Below are 15,699 nucleotides of genomic sequence, written 5' to 3'. Positions count from 1 at the left end.
ACCGTCATCCCCCGGGAAGTTCCAGGTCGCTCTTGTTCAGCTCCTCGATGTTCACGTCCTTGAACGTCAACACCCGCACCTGCTTCACGAAGCGGGCCGGCCTATACATGTCCCACACCCAGGCGTCAGCCATGGAGACCTCGAAGAACACCTCACCCTGGACCGAGTGGACCTGCATCTCGTAGTCGTTGGTGAGGTAGAAGCGCCGCTCGGTCTCGATCACGTATTTGAACAGACCGACGACATCGCGGTACTCCCGGTAGAGCTTGAGCTCCATCTCGGTCTCGTACTTCTCGAGGTCCTCGGCGCTCATGGCATGTTCCCCTTCAGCCGTGCGGTCCCACCATTGTGCGCCAGTCCTGTGAGCCCCTAGACGATTTCGGTGTCCAGGGTCACCGGCCCGGCGGGGGGCCCTTCGTCGAGCAGCGTGCGCAGCAGCCCGGCGAGTCTGGTCGGATACACCGTCTCACGGGCCCGGGTCAGTTCCTCACACGTCCACCAGCGCGCTCCGGCGACGCTGCGCCGCTCCAGCTCGGTCAGGCCCGCGGCCCTGGTCGTGGTCTGTGTGGTGCGGGCCAGGTAGTACCACTCGTCCTGGTCCCAGCGGCGGCCGGCGAAGGGGAAGGAGCACCTGCGTCGCCACAGCACCGGGCCGAGTTCGACATCGGTGATGCCGGTCTCCTCCGCGAGCTCCCGACGGGCGGCCTCCTCACGGGTCTCGTCGCCCTCCACTCCGCCGCCCGGGGTGAACCACCAGTCGTCGGCCCGGTCGTCCGGCTCATGGCCGTGCAGCAGCAGGATCCGGTCCTCGGGGTCGAGCAGCACCACCCGGGCGACCTTGCGCAACCCGCCCTCGTAGGAATCCTGCCCCGCCCGGGTCGTCTCAGCGGCCACCGGTGGGCTCCGTTCCGGTCCGGGCTCGCGAGGCCCCCACCCGCTTGGCGACGGGTCCGTACGCGGCGCCGCCGAGGATCAGCACCATGCCGGCGATCACCAGTGCGACGACGGTACGCAGCGGGCCCGGCGAGGAGAGGCCGCCCAGCGCCTCGAAGCCGGTCGGGCGCTCCAGCATGCCGTTCATGGGCCAGACCACGGCGTCCACACGGCCGTCCACGGCATCCCGCGCCACGGTGCCGCCGGCGGCGTCGGTGAGGTGGGCGGTCGAGTCGAGGGAGCCGCCGCGCTCGTCGCCGAGCAGGAAGAGGCGGCCCTCGGGGACGGTCACGGTCGGGAAGCCGCTGAACTCGGCCGGCGTGCCGGCGGGCAGGTACGGCTCGTCGATCACCTTGCCGTTGACCTTCAGCCTGCCCTCCTGGCAGCAGGAGACGGTGTCTCCGCCGACGGCGACCACGCGCTTGACCATCGGGGCGTCGGCCCAGGTCTTGTCCTTGAAGACGACGACGTCGCCGCGGCGGACGTCGGTGCCGTCGACGCGCTGCGCCAGCACCCGGTCACCGGCGTTGATCGTCGGCGCCATGGAGCCGGTCGGCACGGTGTACGGCCGGTAGAGCACCGCGGCCCAGGCGAATCCGCCGAGGAACAGCACCAGGCCCAGCGCCACGGCGAGGCCGGACAGTCGCTGCCCGGTCCGGCTGCCCGCCGGGCGCGTGTTCGCGCCGCCGCCACGCGGGGCCGTACGTGTCGTGCTCTCGCCACCCATGGATCCGCACCTTACCCGGCGGTACCCGGACGGGGCAGCCCCTCCCGGCGTCCGGGAGCACCGCCGGTGGACGTACGGCCCCCGGCCCTCCGGCGGTCAGGCGCCCCGGCGGGTCTCGGCGGGGGCGGTCTGCCGCCGGCGCCACCAGACGACAGGGATGACACCGGCGACGGCCAGGCCCTGGGGCGCGACCGACAGCGCGGCGGCGGCCGACGACCGGGCGTTCAGACCGTCCTGGTCGAAGGTGTCGGGCACCGGCAGGGTGTCCCAGTGGTTCATCGGCCAGGCGACCACGATGGCACGGCCGACGACCTCCTTCACCGGGACCATGCCGCCGTTCTCGTCCGACTGGTTGTAGCGCGAGTCCCGGGAGTTCTGCCGGTGGTCGCCCATCACCCAGATGGAGCCCTCGGGGACCTTGACCTTGAACTGGCCGCCCTGGTCGTCGACGCTGCACGGCGTGTTGCCGGGGTAGACGTACTGCTGCTCGTTCAGCGCTTGGCCGTTGACCTTGAGCGGGCCGGTGCCCTTGCACTCGACCGTGTCGCCGCCCACCCCGATGACGCGCTTGATGAGGTCCTTCTCGTCCGCGGACGGCATCAGACCGATCCAGCTGAGGACCGTCTGCAGCGCGTTCGGGTCGGGCGTCGGCTCGCCCGCCAGCCACTGGTCCGGGTCGTGGAAGACGACGACCTCGCCGCGCTCGGGCTCCGAGCCGAACCAGGGGGTGAGCTTGTCGACCAGGACCCGGTCACCCTCGACGAGGGTGTTCTGCATCGAGGCGGACGGGATGGAGAACGCCTGCACCAGAAACGTCTTGATCAGCAGCGCGAGCACCAGTGCGATGCCGATCAGGATCGGCAGCTCCTTCCAGAAGGAGCGCTGCTTCTTGGCCTCGGGGGGCGTCGTGGGAGGCGTACCGCCCACTCCCTCGTCCTGTGGCCCGTTCTGTTCGCCCGTCACCCTGCCGTCCTCGGTCCCGGAGTCCTGTCGGGAGGCCTGGGCGCCGTCCGCGACCGGACCGGCCGCATCCACGGGGCGTCCGCGGTTCTCCTCGCCGTCGTTTCCCGACCGTGCGCCAACCGCCACATCCCCCACGCCAACTCCTTACTCTCTGCCGCCGCCTGCCCCGTACACGGCGCAGGCCCACCACTCCCATAACGAGCGGGAGTTCCGCAGGGGTCGGGAGTTGAATCATCGTGTTCGGATCGTCGGGGGCAACCCTATGCGACAGCAGGGGAGCGGCGGCCGAACCGGAGGTCGAGTCGGACACCGACGCATACGTTTTCGGTTCGCCCAGGGTGGTCCAGTGACCGAACGGCCAGGCGATCACCATGGCCCGCCCCACCACCTCGTCCTCGGAGACCGTGCCGAAGTCGGCCCCCTGGTGGGCGCGGGAGTCGGCGGAGTTGGACCGGTGGTCGCCCATCACCCAGAGCCGTCCCTCGGGGACGGTGACGTCGAACGGCGTCCTGGACGGGATGTCGCCGGGGTACAGGTAGTCCTCGTTCAGGGGAACGCCGTTGACGGTGACCCGGCCCTGGGTGTCGCAGCACTTGACGTGGTCCCCGCCGACGCCGACGACCCGCTTGATGAGGTCCTGCTCGTCGTCGGACGGCAACAGCCCGATGAAGGCGAGACCTTCCTTGACCTGCTTGACGACGACGGGGTCGTCCTTCTTGGTGGACTGCTCGCCCCGGAGCCAGCCGCCGGGGTCCCGGAAGACGACGACGTCCCCGCGCTGCGGCTCGGAGCCGAACCAGGGGGTGAGCTTGTCCACCAGGACCCGGTCTCCGATCCGGATGGTCTGCTCCATGGAACCCGACGGGATCACGAACGCCTGGACGAGGAAGGTCTTCAGGAACAGCGCGATGAGGACGGCGACGCCCACGAGGAGGGGGATCTCCTTGATCGCTCCGCGTCTGCGGCGCCGCTTGACCTTGCGTTGGAGCTTGCGCCGCTCGGCACGGGACCGGCCGCCGGACGGCGCGCCGGCACGCCGGGAGCCGGTGGGCAGTGGGTCTTCCGCGGGACTGCTGGGCGCCCCGCGCGGTTTGCCCCGGCTACCCATCGGCGCCCTTGGCGGGCTCCGGCTCGGGCGCCCGGTTGTCCGGCACGCGCGCGTAGGCGTCGGGACGGTCGAGGTGGGTGGCGTGGCCGAAGGGCCAGACGATCCAGTCGGCGCGGCCGATCACCGCGTCCCACGGGACCATGCCGCCGCCCGGCGAGCCCAGGTGGTCGCGGGAGTCGCTGGAGTCGTCGCGGTGGTCGCCGAGGACGAAGAGGGTGCCGTCGGGGACGACGACGTCGAAGCGCACCGTGGACGGACGGTCGCCGGGATACAGGAAGGCCGACTCGTCGACCGACTGGCCGTTCACCTGGACCCTCCCGTCCCTGTCGCAGCACACCACGTGGTCCCCACCCACGCCGACAACGCGTTTGATGTAGTCGCCGTGCCCGAAGAGGCCGGTGCCGTCGAAGACGACGATGTCGCCCCGCTGCGGCCGGTCGTCGAAACGGTACGCCAACTTGTTCACGAGGACCCGGTCACCGATCCTCAATCCGCGCTCCATGGAACCACTGGGGATCTGGAACGGCTGCAGCACGAAGGTGCTCAGCAACAGGAGGAACAGGAGAAAGACCAGGAGGGTCACGGTGATCCGGCCGCCCGGTACCCACTCCGCGATGCGCCCCACGAACGCGGAACGCGACCGTTCCTCCGGGCCCCCGGGATCCGAGGGCTGCTCGGGTCCGGAAGGGCGGGAGGAGCGGTCGCGCTCCGTGGGCTGTGCTTCGGTGTCCATCGGGGCCAGATGTTATCCGGCCCCGCAGTGGACCTCTCGGGGCACTCAGCTGTCGCGCTTCTCCTTGATCTTCGCCGCCTTGCCGCGCAGCTCGCGCAGGTAGTACAGCTTGGCGCGACGGACGTCACCGCGGGTGACGAGCTCGATCTTCTCCACGATCGGGGTGTGCACCGGGAAGGTGCGCTCGACGCCGACGGAGAAGGAGACCTTGCGGACCGTGAAGGTCTCGCGCACGCCGGCACCCTGGCGGCGGATGACTACGCCCTTGAACTGCTGCACACGGGAGCGGTTGCCCTCGATGACGCGGACGTGGACGTTGACGGTGTCGCCGGGGCGGAAGGCCGGGACGTCGCTGCGCAGCGACGCGGCGTCGACGGAGTCGAGCAGGTGAGACATTTCGTCTGCTTTCCTCGCTGATGCCACAGGTCATCAACGGAAACTAGGTGTTTCGGAATCGGGGTCGTGCGGGTCGGGACGGGCGTCGTCTCCCCCTGTGGCAGGGGCGCGCTCCGGACGGACGCACAACAGCCGCCTATTCTTCCACGCCCGGCGTCCTGCGCCAAAATCGGCCGTACGGCTCGCCCTCCGGGTCGGGCTCCCAGCCCAGGATGGAGAGCATCTCGCGGTCCTTCTTGTCGAAGGCCTTGGGGTCGCACCGCTCGATGAGGTCGGGCCGGTTGGCCGTCGTGCGCCGCAGGGCCTCGTCGCGGCGCCAGCGGGCGATCTTCCCGTGGTGGCCGCTGAGCAGGACGTCCGGGATGCCGCGCCCGCGCCACTGCGGCGGCTTGGTGTGGACGGGGCCCTCCAGCAGGTTGGCCATGGCGCCGGGGGCGAAGGAGTCGTCCCGGTGGGACTCGGCGTTGCCCAGGACGCCGGGCAGCAGCCGTGCCACGGCCTCGGTGACGACGAGCACGGCCGCCTCACCGCCGGCGAGGACGTAGTCGCCGATGGAGACCTCGTAGACGGGCATCCGGGTCGCGTACTCGTCGACGACGCGGCGGTCGATGCCCTCGTAGCGGGCCGGCGTGAAGATCAGCCAGGGCCGCTCGGAGAGGTGGACGGCGAGTTCCTGGGTGAAGGGCCGGCCGCTGGGCGTGGGCACGATCAGGGCGGGCTCGCCGGAGCCCGTCTCGTAGCCGTCGGCCAGGACGGAGTCCAGCGCGTCCCCCCACGGCTCGGTCTTCATCACCATGCCGGGGCCGCCGCCGTACGGGGTGTCGTCGACGGTGTTGTGCCGGTCGTACGTCCAGTCGCGCAGGTCGTGCACGTGGACGTTCAGCTGTCCGCGCGCGCGTGCCTTGCCGACGAGCGACACGTTCAGGGGGTCCAGGTACTCGGGGAAGATCGTGACGACGTCGAGCCGCATTACGCCTCTCCCCCGGCGGCGTCCTCTGCGGCGGCGTCCCGCGCGGAGGCGATCTCGGCCCGGTCGTCGATCAGGCCGGGCGGCGGGTCGATGACCGCCCGCTGCTCGTCCAGGTCGATCTCGGTGACGATCTCGGAGACGAACGGCACGTAGACCTCGCTGCCGTCGGGGCGCTCCACCACGAACAGGTCCTGCGTGGGCAGGTGCGAGATCTCGGTGATCCGGCCGACCTCGGTGCCGTCCACGGTCACCACGTCGAGGTCCATCAGCTGGTGGTCGTAGTACTCGTCCTCGTCCTCGGGCCGCTCGTCCGGGTCGACGTCCGCGATCAGGAGGGTGTTGCGCAGCGCCTCGGCACCGGTGCGGTCGTGGACGCCCTCGAAGCGCAGCAGGAGGCGGCCGCTGTGCACCCGGCCGGTCTCGATGGTGAGCGGCCCGGCGGAGGCGGGGTCGGTGGCCAGTACGGCACCGGGGCCGAGCCGCAGTTCGGGCTCGTCCGTGCGGACCTCGACGGTGACCTCGCCCTTGATTCCATGGGCGCGGCCGATACGCGCGACTACCAGCTGCACTGTGCTTGATCTCCTGTCGGAACTGCGACGAGCCGGTCATGGCTCATACGACTGCGGGCCGGGGACGGCCCAGTGGCCCTCCCCGGCCCGAGCCGGTGCTGCGTTTGGCGTCAGCGGACGTGGTCCACGTCGACGAGGTCGACACGGACACCGCGGCCGCCGATGGCGCCCACGACGGTGCGCAGAGCGCGTGCGGTGCGACCGTTGCGGCCGATCACCTTGCCGAGGTCGTCGGGGTGGACCCGGACCTCGAGTACGCGTCCGCGGCGCAGGTTGCGCGAGGCGACCTGCACATCGTCAGGATTGTCGACGATGCCCTTCACGAGGTGCTCGAGAGCCTCCTCGAGCATGCTCAGGCCTCGGTCGACTCGGACGAAGAGGACTCAGCGGCGGCCTCGTCCTTCTTGTCGGCCTTCTTCTTCTGGGTGATCGCCTCACCCTTGCCCTCGTCGTCGCCACCGATCGCCTCGAAGGACGGACGGGCCGACTTCTCGGCCGGCTGCAGCAGCGGCGCCGGGGCGGGCTCGCCCTTGAACTTCTGCCAGTCGCCGGTCTTCTTCAGGATGGCGAGCACGGGCTCGGTCGGCTGGGCGCCGACACCGAGCCAGTACGCGACACGCTCGGCGTCGACCTCCATCACCGACGGGTTGTACGTCGGGTGGTACTTGCCGATCTCCTCGATGGCCCGGCCGTCACGGCGGGTACGGGAGTCGGCGACGACGATGCGGTAGTGAGGCGAACGGATCTTGCCCAGACGCTTCAGCTTGATCTTGACTGCCACGGGAGTGGGTTCTCCTGGTTTTGACGTGGGTGGGCACGGCGAGACTGCCGCGTGGGGTTGCGGTACCCGAGTGCCCGATGGACGCGTCAGCCGGAGGAGAGAGGGGTCCTGTGCGACTGTCGAGTACAGCTTGCCATTGTGCCACACGCGGGCAGGCCCGCCCGACCGGGGGCTATGTGCCCTGTTCCGGCTGCCACGAGCAGCCGGATCGTCAGCTCATCCCCGCGCCGACCACCTCCGGGATCCGGAACGGCTTGCCGCAGCCACCGCACATGATCGGCGCCTGGGCCAGGACCGACGGGACGACTCGCACGTTGCGTCCGCAGTCGCAGACCGCCTTCACGCGCACGCCTCCCCCGGAGGAGCCGTGGCGGGCGGCCGGTCCGCGGAAGCTGCGGGACGAGTCGGTCGCGGTCGCGGCGGTGTGGGCCTTCAGCGCGCGCTGGAGGCGTTCGATCGTCGGGCGGTAGCGGCGCTTCGCCTCGGGGGTGAGCGTGACCAGCGAGAAGCCACTGCTGGGATGCGGCTCCTCGGGGTGGTCGAGGCCCATCTCCTCGGCGATCGCGAGGAATCGGCGGTTGTGGTAGCGGCCCGCGCGGGAGGTGTCGCGTACTCCGCGCGCGGCGGCGATGCCGTGGACTGCCTCATGAAGCAGTCGCTCGAAGGAGAGCTCGTGTCCGCAGGCGGACGACGACTCTCCGATCAGGGACTCGGGCGCGGCAAGATCCGGCAGCTCGGTGTGGTGCCGCTGAATGTCGGCCCACGCCTGCGCCAGCTCTGCGGCGAGAACAGGTGGTGTCGTGCTCACGTAATGACAACGAGCCGGAGTGCCGCTGTGTTCCTATTCCGGGGCATCCCAAATAATTTGCACGTACCAGTCAGTTGCCGCTGATGCGTCCCGACGAGGGCGGGTGCGCTGATCTGCGGAGAAGCCTCGCAGCTCATACCAAGCTGGTGCGTAGTCCGACGTACGCGCCGGCGCGTAGACCCTGTCCGCGCGCCGGGGGGCGTGGGGCTCGCGGATGCGCAAGGGGCGTTTCGGCCGCTGTCGCGCCGGAAGGGCGCCGCCCGGTCGCACCCTTCGCCGGACACGGCGACGGGCGTGGCGATCAACCCCATCGATCAACCCATCGATCAACCCATCGATCGGCACGCTGATCGGCACAGCGATGGCACACCGACGTGCGCGAGGTTACCGGGTGCGCCATCCGCCCGCGGCACCGCCCCGCCCGCTGCCGTTTCGCGTCGCGCGGGACGGTCGCCGGGGCCGTCGACCTTGGCCAAAAGCGCCGCGCCGACACCACCGCCACCCCCTGTCACCGCCGAGCGGCACGATCAGGCCATCCGCGAAAGGGGGCCGGAAGGGGCTACCGCAAGTACCACGCGGCCAGGGCCATATTGCGGGGAAGTGAAATCTCGCCACGGGAGCCGGGATCGGGCAAACCGGCCCTCGCTACCACTGGACGCCACGGCGAGCCCGGAGTTTCCTGACATACGGGGGGAGTGCGAGCGCACTGCACGGGGGCCATGGAATCGGGCACGCGGCAACACTCGGCGATTGGGGCGCTTTCCTATGACACCTACGCTCGTGCGGCAGCACTCATCTCACGCCGGGGCGACGCCTCGCGTGGACCTGCGTGCACGCGCGCGTGACTGGTCCGAGATACAGGAGCGAATGCTCGTACCGCTCTACGAGGCCGTGTACGAGCGACTGGACGTGGACGGCGGCACACGGATGCTGGGGCTGGGCTGCGGTTCCGGGCTGGCCCTGCTGATGGCCGCCGCGCGCGGTGCCGTGGTGACCGGTGTCGACTCCCGCTGTCCGGAGCACCTGGCCCTCGCACGCCGGCGGCTGCTTCCCGAGGTGCCCGCGGCGTGGGACACGCGCGCGTGTGAGGACGCCCGGATCGTCGAGGGCTCACCGCGGGACGCACGGGACCCGTCGCGGTCGGCGTTCACCCTGGTGACCGCCTTCGATCCCATCGGGTGCCTCGCCGGCGACGCGGAGGGACTGGGTGAGTCGCTCGCCGAGGCGATGCCGCTCGCGGGCCGCGGGGCGGCCGTGGTGCTGGCCGGCTGGGGGCCGCCGGAGCGGTGCGCGACGACGGCGGTGCTGCGGGTGGCCACCAAGCTCGCGGATCCGATGCGCGGCGCGGGGAGTTGGCGCCCAGCCCTGCGCGACGACCTGGAGGAGGTCGCCCAGCGGGCCGGGCTCAGGCCGGACGGCTCGGGGCGGGTGGCGTGCCCCTTCGGGTACGCGGACGCCGAGAGCGCGGTGCGCGGGTTGCTGTCCACCGGACTGTTCGACGCGGCGATCGCCGCGACCGACCGGGAACAGGTCGACAAGGAGCTGACGGAGGCGCTGCACCCGCACCAGCGACCGGACGGGACGGTGTGGATGCCGAACGTGTTCCGGTATCTGATCGCCCGCGTTCCCTGACGACGGGCTTCAACCGGGCGTGTGACCGGACGTTCCCGTGGCCCGTGGGCCCGAGGGACGACGGCTGAACGTCTCACCACCGGCGTACGGCCCTGGGGCGCGGTCGAAACCGCGCCCCCAGGGCCGTACGGACGAGGGCGTCAGCCCATGAACTTCTTGAACTCCTCCGGCAGCTCGAAGTCCTGGCCGCCCTGCTGCGGGAGTCCGAGGGCGCCTCCCGCCTGCGCGGCGGCGGCGCGGCGGGCGGCCTCCTCCTGCTCCTGCTGCTTGCGCTTCATCGGGTTGCCGGAGCGCTGCTTGCCCTTGGCCTTCTTCTGCTGCTTCTTCTGCCGACCGGGCCCGCCACCCATGCCGGGCATCCCCGGCATACCGGGCATTCCGCCGCCCTGGGCCATGCGGGACATCATCTTGCGGGCCTCGAAGAACCGCTCGACCAGGTTCTTCACCGCGCTGACCTCGACACCGGAACCCTTGGCGATACGGGCGCGGCGCGAACCGTTGATGATCGTCGGCTCCTGGCGCTCGGCCGGGGTCATCGACTTGATGATGGCGGCCGTGCGGTCGACGTCGCGCTCGTCGAGGTTGTTGATCTGGTCCTTCATCTGGCCCATGCCGGGCAGCATCCCCAGGAGCTTGGAGATCGAGCCCATTTTCCTGACCTGCTCCATCTGGGCCAGGAAGTCGTCCAGGGTGAAGTCCTGGCCCTTCTTGGACGCCAGCTTGGAGGCCATCTTCTCGGCCTCTTCCTGGCTGAACGTCTTCTCCGCCTGCTCGATCAGGGTGAGCAGGTCACCCATGTCGAGGATGCGGGAGGCCATCCGGTCCGGGTGGAAGGCGTCGAAGTCGTCGAGCTTCTCGCCGTTCGAGGCGAACATGATCGGCTTGCCGGTCACCGAGGCGATCGACAGGGCCGCACCACCGCGGGCGTCGCCGTCGAGCTTGGACAGCACCACGCCGTCGAAGCCGACGCCGTCACGGAATGCCTCGGCGGTGTTGACGGCGTCCTGGCCGATCATCGCGTCGACGACGAAGAGGATCTCGTCCGGGGAAACGGCGTCCCGGATGTCCGCGGCCTGCTGCATCAGCTCCTGGTCGATGCCGAGGCGGCCGGCGGTGTCCACGATGACCAGGTCGTGGACCTTGGCCTTGGCGAACTCGATGGAGTCCCTGGCGACCTTGACCGGGTCACCGACGCCGTTGCCCGGCTCGGGCGCGTAGACCGCGACGCCGGCGCGCTCGGCGACGACGCCGAGCTGGTTGACGGCGTTGGGGCGCTGCAGGTCACAGGCCACGAGCAGCGGCGAGTGGCCCTGCTCCTTGAGCCAGTGGCCCAGCTTGCCCGCGAGGGTGGTCTTACCGGCACCCTGCAGACCGGCCAGCATGATCACGGTGGGCGGCTGCTTGGCGAAGCGCAGGCGGCGGGTCTCGCCGCCGAGGATGCCGACCAGCTCCTCGTTGACGATTTTGAGGACCTGCTGGGCCGGATTCAGCGCCTTGGAGACCTCGGCGCCCAGCGAGCGTTCCTTGACGCGCTTGATGAACGCGCGCACGACGGGCAGGGCCACGTCGGCCTCGAGGAGCGCGATGCGGATCTCGCGAGCCGTGGCGTCGATGTCCGCCTCGGACAGCCGTCCTTTGCCCCGGAGGGATTTGAAGGTGGCTGACAGGCGGTCGGAGAGAGTATCGAACACGGCGGCGTAGGTCCTCGCGTCGGCGGTGGTGTGGGTCGCCCTCCAGGGTATCCGGCCCGGCAAGCAAATCGTCCCTGCCCGCTGCACGGAGCGGACAGGGACGGGAAGCCCCGCGTCGGCGGGGAGCACATCCGGTGAGCGCACGACGCGACCATGGGGTCACGCCCGCAGCGACTCCTCCAGCTCCCGGGCCACGGACGCCGCCTCATCGCCCGGCAACGGCGCGCTCTCGCCCCGCGTCACATAGAAGGCGTCCACCGCGTTCGCCCCCAGCGTGCTGACATGGGCGCTCCGCACCCGCACCCCCGCCGCCTCCAGCGCCCGCCCGAGCCGGAACAGCAGCCCCGGCGCGTCCTGGGCGCGGACCTCGATCACCGTGGCCAGCCGGGAAGCTGCCGGGGCGACCGTCACGCGGGGCGGGGGCGGCTCCACGCCACGGCGCCTCGGATAGGCGGCGTCCCGCTCGGCCAGCCGCCCGGCGATGTCCAGGGTGCCGTCCAGCGCCCTCACCAGGTCGGCGCGGAGCCGGGCGGCCTGGGGCAGGGAGCCGTACTCGGCGGCGACCCGCCAGTCCAGCAGCAGCACGGAACCCTCGACGCCGTCCGGCAGCGGCAGGGACCGCAGCTCGGCGGTGCGGACGGTCAGCCGGTGCATGGCCAGGACCCCGGCGACCGCGGGGAGCACCCCCGGCTGGTCGGGCACGGCGATCAGCAGCTCCACCCCGAGGGGCTCCGGGTCGGCGGCCGGCTCCCCAGCGGTCGACGCCTCGGTCTGGGCGCGCAGTGCCAGGACCGGGCCGCCCGTGCGGAACGCCTCGATGGCTAGCCGTTCCTGTTCGGCGGTGGGCGCGGCGGCCTCGGGCTCGTCCAGCGGGTCCCCCGCCAACACCGCCGAGACGCGTTTCACCAGGTCGGCGACGAGGGAGCCGCGCCAGGACGACCAGGCGGCCGGTCCGGTGGCCAGCGCGTCCGCCTCGGTCAGGGCGTGCAGCAGCTCCAGGGTGTTCTCCGTGCCCACCGCCTCGGCGACCGCGCGCACGGTGGCCGGATCGTCCAGGTCGCGTCGGGTGGCGGTCTCGACGAGCAGCAGGTGATGGCGTACGAGGGTGGCGAGGACGGTCACGTCCGCCCGGTCGAAGCCGATACGGGCGGCCACGTCCCGGGCGATGGTCTCACCGGCCACGGAGTGGTCCCCGGGCCAGCCCTTGCCGATGTCGTGCAGCAGCGCGGCGACCAGGAGCAGGTCGGGCCGGTGGACGCGGCGGGTGAACCCGGATGCGCGGACGGCGGTCTCGATGAGGTGCCGGTCGACGGTCCACAGGTGCACGGCGTTGCGCTGCGGGCGGCAACGGACCCGCTCCCAGTCGGGAAGGAGCCGGGTGATCAGCCCCTCGGCCTCCAACGCCTCCCAGACCTCCACCGTGGGCCGTCCCGAGCCGAGCAGCGTCACCAGTTGCTCGCGGGCCTCCGCGGGCCAGGGCGTGGGCAGCGGGCCCACGGTGGCCGCCAGGCGCCGTACGGCGTGCAGGGAGAGCGGGAGCCCGGCCTGCGCGGCGGCGGCCGCGGCGCGCAGCGGGAGCACCGGATCACGTTCGGGGCGGGCGGTGCGGGCGAGCACCACCTCGCCGTCCTGCTCGACGACGCCCTCGGCCAGCGGAGAACGCTCGGGGGCCGGTTTACCGCCCCCGAGCATGGCGCGCAGCCTCGGCCGCACGGAGCGCGAGCGCAGGACGCGCCCCACCTCGCGCCAGGTGACGTCGCCGGCGTACGAGATGACGCGGGCCGCCTCGTACACCTGCCGCAGCAGCGCGTCGGCGTCCAGCAGGCCCAGCTCGGCCGCCACCTGGTCCTGCTCCTGCAAGGCCAGTCGGTCGGTCGCCCGGCCGGTCGTCAGGTGGAGCGCGTCACGTACGTCGAGCAGTCGGCGCCGGGCGTCGGCGAGGCCCTCACGCGGGGCGTCTGCCAGCCAGGAGGCGGCGACGGCACGCAGGACGGTGGCGTCGCGCAGGCCGCCCCGGGCCTCCTTGAGGTCGGGTTCCAGCAGGTACTGCAGCTCGCCCTGGCGTTCGGCGCGCCCGGCACACAGTTCCTGGAGTTCGGGGAGGCGTTTGGGGGCCTGGTTGCGCCAGTCGGCGAGGACGGCGGTGCGCAGTGCGGCGGTCAGGCCGAGGTCGCCGGCGAGGTGGCGGGCGTCCAGGAGTCCGAGTTGGACTTTCAGATCGTCGCCGGCCGTCCTACGGGCCTCCGCGGGCGTGCGTACGGAGTGGTCCAGGGCGAGGCCGAGGTCCCAGACGGGGTACCAGAGGCGGTCGGCGAGGGCGGCGATCGCCTTGTCGTCGCTGCCGTCGTGCAGCAGGAGCAGGTCCAGGTCGCTGCGCGGGGACAGTTCGCCGCGTCCGTAGCCGCCGACGGCGACCAGCGACACGCCCCGGAGCGCCCCGCTTCCCGCCTCGAACAGGCCGGACAGCCAGTCGTCCGTCAGTCCGGACAGGGCCGAACGGCGCGGCGGCCCGGACCGCGCCCCCTCGGTGAGGAGGCGCAGCCGGGCCGCCGCGTAGCCGCCGGGTCCCGAGTCCTCTGCTTCTTTCGTCACGCCCGTACTCGTCACCGGCGACTCCCGTTCCGTCCTTCTGCCTCAGCGCTGCCTCGGAGATGTCTCAGAGATGCCTCAAAGCTGCCTCAGAGCGCGTCGGGCCCCCGCTCGCCCGTCCGCACCCGTACGGCCGTGTCGACCGGGACCGACCAGACCTTGCCGTCGCCGATCTTGCCGGTGCGGGCCGCCTTGACCACGACCTCGATCACCTGCTCGGCGTCGTCGTCCTCGACCAGCACCTCGATGCGGATCTTGGGCACCAGGTCGACGGTGTACTCGGCGCCGCGGTAGACCTCGGTGTGGCCACGCTGGCGGCCGTAGCCGCTGGCCTCGGTGACGGTGAGGCCGTGGACTCCGAAGGCCTGGAGAGCCTCCTTGATCTCGTCGAGCCGGTGCGGCTTGACGACGGCGGTGATGAGCTTCATGCGTCCACCTTCTTGCTCTGGGCCTGCGCGGCCGCGGTGACGGCCGGTGCGGCGGTCGTCCGGGCGGCACCGCCGCCGGCGCCGCTGAAGTCGTATGCGGTCTCGGCGTGCTCGGCCTGGTCGATGCCGGCCACCTCGTCGTCCTCCGATACCCGCATGCCGATCGTCTTGTCCAGCAGGAACGCGAGGATCGCGGAGACGACGAGCGAGTACGCGAGGACCCCGAAGACCCCGGCGCACTGCTTCCAGAACTGGTCCAGGCCGCCTCCGTAGAAGAGGCCCTCGACGTCGGACTGGCCCTTGCCGGTGGCGAAGAAGCCGACGAGCAGGGAGCCGAGGATGCCGCCGACGAGGTGGACGCCGACGACGTCGAGGGAGTCGTCGTAGCCGAACCTGTACTTCAGGCCGACGGCCGTGGCGCACACGACACCGGCGACGAGGCCGACGGCGATCGCGCCGAGCGGGGAGACCGCGCCGCCCGCCGGGGTGATGGCGACCAGGCCGGAGACGGCGCCGGAGGCCGCGCCCAGCGTGGTGAAGGTGCCGTGCCGGATCTTCTCGTAGGCGAGCCAGCCCAGCACGGCCGCACCCGTGGCGACCTGCGTGTTGACGAACATCAGCGCGCCCACGCCGTCGTCGTTGCCGAGCCAGGAGCCGGCGTTGAAGCCGAACCAGCCGAACCAGAGGAGCCCGGCGCCGAGCATGACCAGCGGGAGGCTGTGCGGGCGCATCGGGTCCTTCTTGAAGCCGACCCGCTTGCCGATGACCAGGATCACGCCGAGCGCCGCGGCACCCGCGTTGATGTGGACGGCCGTACCACCGGCGAAGTCGATCACGCCCAGTTCGAAGGCCCAGCCGCCGGCGCCCCACACCCAGTGGGCGACCGGGAAGTAGACGATCGTGGCCCACAGGGCGACGAACAGCGCCCAGGCCGTGAACTTCACGCGGTCCGCGAGGGCGCCGCTGATCAGGGCGGGCGTGAGGACGGCGAACATCAGCTGGAAGACCAGGAACACGAAGACGGGGATGGTGTAGCCGTCCCACAGCTCGGTCAGGCCGATGTCGCTGAGTCCGACCCAGTCGGAGTTCCAGCCGATGACGCTGCCGGAGTCGGTGCCGAACGCCATGGAGAAGCCGTACAGCACCCACAGGACGGTGACGATGCCGAGGCTGATGAAGCTCATCATCAGCATGTTCAGGGTGCTCTTGACGCGGACCATGCCTCCGTAGAAGAAGGCCAGTCCCGGGGTCATGAGCATCACCAGGGCGGAGCAGATGAGCATGAAGCCCGTGTTGGCGGCAGAGAGCTCCGTCTCTGCGGCAAGCGTGATGGCTGGAGCCATCGGCGTCTCCTCGTCGTTGGTACGGCCC

At 71.1% G+C, this 15,699-nt stretch carries 16 protein-coding genes and 1 pseudogene; 1 reads left to right on the top strand and 16 read right to left on the bottom strand.

What is annotated here, in order from left to right:
* Positions 1-4: 4 nt before the first annotated feature.
* The 12 genes and pseudogenes from RM812_RS04615 to RM812_RS04560 all read right to left on the bottom strand — a co-directional run bounded on the left by RM812_RS04615 (position 5) and on the right by RM812_RS04560 (position 7,988).
* Positions 5-313, bottom strand: a complete 309-nt coding sequence (locus RM812_RS04615; RefSeq protein ID WP_003965949.1) for a DUF2469 domain-containing protein — start codon at positions 311-313, stop codon at positions 5-7.
* A 56-nt stretch (positions 314-369) separates the two neighbouring features.
* Entirely contained in the window at positions 370-894 is a 525-nt protein-coding gene (locus tag RM812_RS04610) for an NUDIX hydrolase (RefSeq protein ID WP_311571085.1), read from the bottom strand.
* Entirely contained in the window at positions 884-1,660 is a 777-nt protein-coding gene (gene lepB, locus RM812_RS04605; RefSeq protein WP_311571084.1) for a signal peptidase I, read from the bottom strand. The genes RM812_RS04610 and lepB (RM812_RS04605) overlap by 11 nt, the downstream gene beginning before the upstream one ends.
* Before the next feature lie 96 nt (positions 1,661-1,756).
* The gene (gene lepB / locus RM812_RS04600; RefSeq protein ID WP_311571083.1) at positions 1,757-2,758 is read right to left on the bottom strand and encodes a signal peptidase I; all 1,002 of its coding nucleotides are present in this window, start codon (positions 2,756-2,758) and stop codon (positions 1,757-1,759) included.
* Positions 2,649-3,731: pseudogene (gene lepB, locus RM812_RS04595) on the bottom strand (signal peptidase I); the annotation flags it as partial. The gene lepB (RM812_RS04600) and the pseudogene lepB (RM812_RS04595), both read right to left, overlap by 110 nt.
* Entirely contained in the window at positions 3,724-4,464 is a 741-nt protein-coding gene (lepB, locus tag RM812_RS04590; RefSeq protein ID WP_311571082.1) for a signal peptidase I, read from the bottom strand. The gene lepB (RM812_RS04590) and the pseudogene lepB (RM812_RS04595), both read right to left, overlap by 8 nt.
* Positions 4,465-4,509: 45 nt before the next feature.
* Complete coding sequence (rplS, locus tag RM812_RS04585; protein ID WP_003973398.1) at positions 4,510-4,860, bottom strand: 50S ribosomal protein L19; 351 nt, start codon at positions 4,858-4,860, stop codon at positions 4,510-4,512.
* Positions 4,861-4,996: 136 nt separating this feature from the next.
* Complete coding sequence (gene trmD / locus RM812_RS04580; RefSeq protein ID WP_311571081.1) at positions 4,997-5,830, bottom strand: tRNA (guanosine(37)-N1)-methyltransferase TrmD; 834 nt, start codon at positions 5,828-5,830, stop codon at positions 4,997-4,999.
* A complete protein-coding gene (gene rimM, locus RM812_RS04575; protein ID WP_311571080.1) occupies positions 5,830-6,399 on the bottom strand; it encodes a ribosome maturation factor RimM in 570 nt (189 codons plus the stop codon). The genes trmD and rimM overlap by 1 nt, the downstream gene beginning before the upstream one ends.
* Before the next feature lie 110 nt (positions 6,400-6,509).
* Positions 6,510-6,749, bottom strand: coding sequence for an RNA-binding protein (locus RM812_RS04570; RefSeq protein WP_003973401.1), 240 nt, complete (start codon positions 6,747-6,749; stop codon positions 6,510-6,512).
* Positions 6,750-6,751: 2 nt separating this feature from the next.
* Positions 6,752-7,180 (bottom strand): 30S ribosomal protein S16, encoded by a 429-nt coding sequence (gene rpsP / locus RM812_RS04565; RefSeq protein WP_217141746.1) that lies wholly within the window; start codon positions 7,178-7,180, stop codon positions 6,752-6,754.
* A gap of 211 nt (positions 7,181-7,391) precedes the next feature.
* Entirely contained in the window at positions 7,392-7,988 is a 597-nt protein-coding gene (locus tag RM812_RS04560; protein WP_311571079.1) for a hypothetical protein, read from the bottom strand.
* 765 nt (positions 7,989-8,753) lie between these two features.
* On the opposite strand from RM812_RS04560, the gene RM812_RS04555 reads away from it, so the two are divergent.
* Positions 8,754-9,620, top strand: a complete 867-nt coding sequence (locus RM812_RS04555; RefSeq protein WP_311571078.1) for an SAM-dependent methyltransferase — start codon at positions 8,754-8,756, stop codon at positions 9,618-9,620.
* Between the two features lie 140 nt (positions 9,621-9,760).
* Here the strand turns inward: RM812_RS04555 and ffh are convergent, their stop codons facing one another.
* From ffh to RM812_RS04535, 4 genes are all read right to left on the bottom strand, one after another.
* The gene (ffh, locus tag RM812_RS04550) at positions 9,761-11,311 is read right to left on the bottom strand and encodes a signal recognition particle protein (protein WP_311571077.1); all 1,551 of its coding nucleotides are present in this window, start codon (positions 11,309-11,311) and stop codon (positions 9,761-9,763) included.
* A 159-nt stretch (positions 11,312-11,470) separates the two neighbouring features.
* The gene (locus RM812_RS04545) at positions 11,471-13,918 is read right to left on the bottom strand and encodes a [protein-PII] uridylyltransferase (RefSeq protein WP_311571076.1); all 2,448 of its coding nucleotides are present in this window, start codon (positions 13,916-13,918) and stop codon (positions 11,471-11,473) included.
* Positions 13,919-13,989: 71 nt separating this feature from the next.
* The gene (locus tag RM812_RS04540; RefSeq protein WP_217141751.1) at positions 13,990-14,328 is read right to left on the bottom strand and encodes a P-II family nitrogen regulator; all 339 of its coding nucleotides are present in this window, start codon (positions 14,326-14,328) and stop codon (positions 13,990-13,992) included.
* Positions 14,325-15,671 carry an ammonium transporter gene (locus RM812_RS04535; RefSeq protein WP_311571075.1) on the bottom strand — a complete coding sequence of 449 codons (1,347 nt, stop codon included), beginning with the start codon at positions 15,669-15,671 and terminating at the stop codon, positions 14,325-14,327. The genes RM812_RS04540 and RM812_RS04535 overlap by 4 nt, the downstream gene beginning before the upstream one ends.
* Positions 15,672-15,699 lie beyond the last annotated feature (28 nt).

This window comes from Streptomyces lancefieldiae, from assembly GCF_031845825.1.
Lineage (GTDB): Bacteria > Actinomycetota > Actinomycetes > Streptomycetales > Streptomycetaceae > Streptomyces > Streptomyces lancefieldiae.
The sequence above is the reverse complement of the archived record's forward strand: the minus strand, read 5'-3'. Positions and strand labels throughout refer to the sequence as shown.